We start from the raw sequence: 2,215 nt of genomic DNA on the forward strand, positions 1-2,215 counted from the left end.
CAGCGTTCCGCAGGGGCGGGCATTGGACACCGCCCACCGAACGTCGGGGCAAATCCGGCTTGAATGAGGCGGCGCGACGGCGGCGGAGCTGACCGTCGCGACCATCTCTTCCTGGCCGGCAGGTCGAAGCTTCTTCAAAGGCGCACGACACCGAGCACGCGAGCTATTTCCACGCCTGACCGACCGAAAGGATGTGGCAAACCGGATCTTGGCCCGCCGGAGAAACCGGCATCAAACGCGGGTTTCTTCTCCTCAAGTTCAACGGCGACCTGCCGAAAACGTGACATCCCTTCCCTCCAGAACCAGGCGTCGCCGCAGCGGACACTGTCCGCGCGGCGATTGAACAATCGACTTGGACGAGCAGTGCCCCGATGACAGATGACAAGCGTGAAGCGATCAAAGCCGCCATCGCGGACGCGCTGGATCGGCGCAGAGGGATCCGCAAACCGTTGAGCGTCCCGGCCGGAATGGTGGTGGCGGGCAAGCAGTTGACCGCCCGCACCGTCGACATCGGCGTGCGGGGCCTGGCGATCGAGGTCGACGAGGCCTTGGCCGCCAAGGCCGAGTGCTACGTCGTGCTCACCCTGCCAGTCGACGGCCATGGCCACATGCTTCGCTTGCACGCCTCTGTCACGCATGCAATGCGCAGCAGCACCCACGGCTTCCGGGTCGGCCTTGAACTGATCAACGTCTCTGCGGAAAACGCCCACCTGATCGAGCAGTTTCTCGCCGCGTAGCCGCGCCCGGGCCCCAAGCGGGTTGCCGCGAGCAGGAACCGAGAGCGGGAGCCGCTGCGCTCAAGGCACCGGCCGCATGATGAACGCTCGTGCAACGCCGTCGAGCTTTCCGTCCCCGATGATCTCGCCCTTGTCGCTGATGCCGCGGAAGAAGAAGTCGGACCAGTGGGCGGTGTCGGCAGGGCTCAGCAGATCCTTGGCCAGCGTCATCTTCGTTCCTTCGTAGAGGAAAGCCTTCTCCGAAACGGGATGGTCGAACTTGATCCGCCCAACGATCTGGCCGTGGTTGTTGATGCGCAGGGCCCAGCTCTTGTAGCTGTCCGGCAGCAGGTCGGTCATGACGCCGTTCTCCCACTTCACCGCATGCACCCGATCGTCAGGCAGGGCGGCAATGCCCACTGCCGTGCCCTTGTTGTTGATGTCCGCGGGAAAGCAGTAGCGGCCGCCCAGGTCGGGCAGCTCGGTCAGCACGTTGTTCTGGTAGATGTAGCAACCGGTCTTCGAGCTGGTCGAGACATCTGCAACGACCGTGCCCGAGTCGTTGATGGCCGCAGGGGTGACCTGGCCGAGATCGCCCGGAATGGTGGTGAAGCTGGCGTCGCTGATCGAGTAGACGACCGCCTCGTAGAACGAACCGTCCACGGCCATCCTGTAGCCCGGAATCTGCCCGACCTTGTTGATCTCCCGGCCGACGAACCGGACGTCGGACTCGATGTAGTGCCGGCCGCTGTCGTCTTCGTAAAAAGTTCTCAGGCTGTTCGAATCGGAGTAGCTCTCGCCCATCACGACGCCGAGGTTGTTGATGGCCCAACCGCGCGCGGTTTCATCCGGCTGGACGGCCAGCTTCTTGAATTGACCGTTGCGGATCACAAAGGGTTGTTCGTGGCTGCGGGCGTTGCAGCACCACTCGCCCGTCATCTTTCCGTTGGGGCTGATGTCGTGCAGCGCGACCGTCTTTCCTTCGCCGCCGTCGATGGCCTCGATGGTGTACCGGGCAGCGAGACTGGGCTGCGACGCGCCAGCGAGCAGCGTGAAGGCCGCCGCGGCCAGCGGCGTGGAGAAAGAGATGTTGGGTTGCCTGCGGTTCATGGGACACGTCTCCTGATCAGGTGGAACATCGCCTTCAGCCGGTCACCGGCTCGGTGGTGAAGGCGTAGCTCATGCCGCCGATCACAGGCTTGCCGGTGACCTGCGACGGGCGTCGGCGTCATTGCGCTGAAGCGCTTCGGAATCCGGCACTCCGTGCCCCCCCCGAATCGATCATCTAGCGCTCAGATAACGCGTTAGATAAACATGCAACTCCGGGCAGCCGCCTGTTTGGCCGGATTGTGCAGCGGCCTGATGGCCTGCTCAATGGTTCAGCGACACTCCGCAACAATGTAACGTTAGCCCTGCCCCGATTCACTGCTGTCAAAAATGACCAGCCGGCAGTGTTGTGTCAGGAGACCCGCCCCTCACGGCCATGCCCCTCGCATCCG

At 63.5% G+C, this 2,215-nt stretch carries 2 protein-coding genes; one reads left to right on the forward strand and one right to left on the reverse strand.

The genetic code is table 11. The features are described from left to right. Nucleotides 1–371 precede the first annotated feature (371 nt). Nucleotides 372–737 (forward strand): PilZ domain-containing protein, encoded by a 366-nt coding sequence (locus AC1DYI_RS33315; RefSeq protein ID WP_477208390.1) that lies wholly within the window; start codon nucleotides 372–374, stop codon nucleotides 735–737. 60 nt (nucleotides 738–797) lie between these two features. Here AC1DYI_RS33315 and AC1DYI_RS33320 read toward each other — a convergent pair whose 3' ends face one another. Continuing rightward, nucleotides 798–1,826: a hypothetical protein gene (locus AC1DYI_RS33320; protein ID WP_477208391.1), complete on the reverse strand. Its 1,029-nt coding sequence runs from the start codon at nucleotides 1,824–1,826 to the stop codon at nucleotides 798–800. Between the last annotated feature and the right edge of the window lie 389 nt (nucleotides 1,827–2,215).

It is taken from the genome of Ideonella sp. P3_A4, assembly GCF_056403075.1.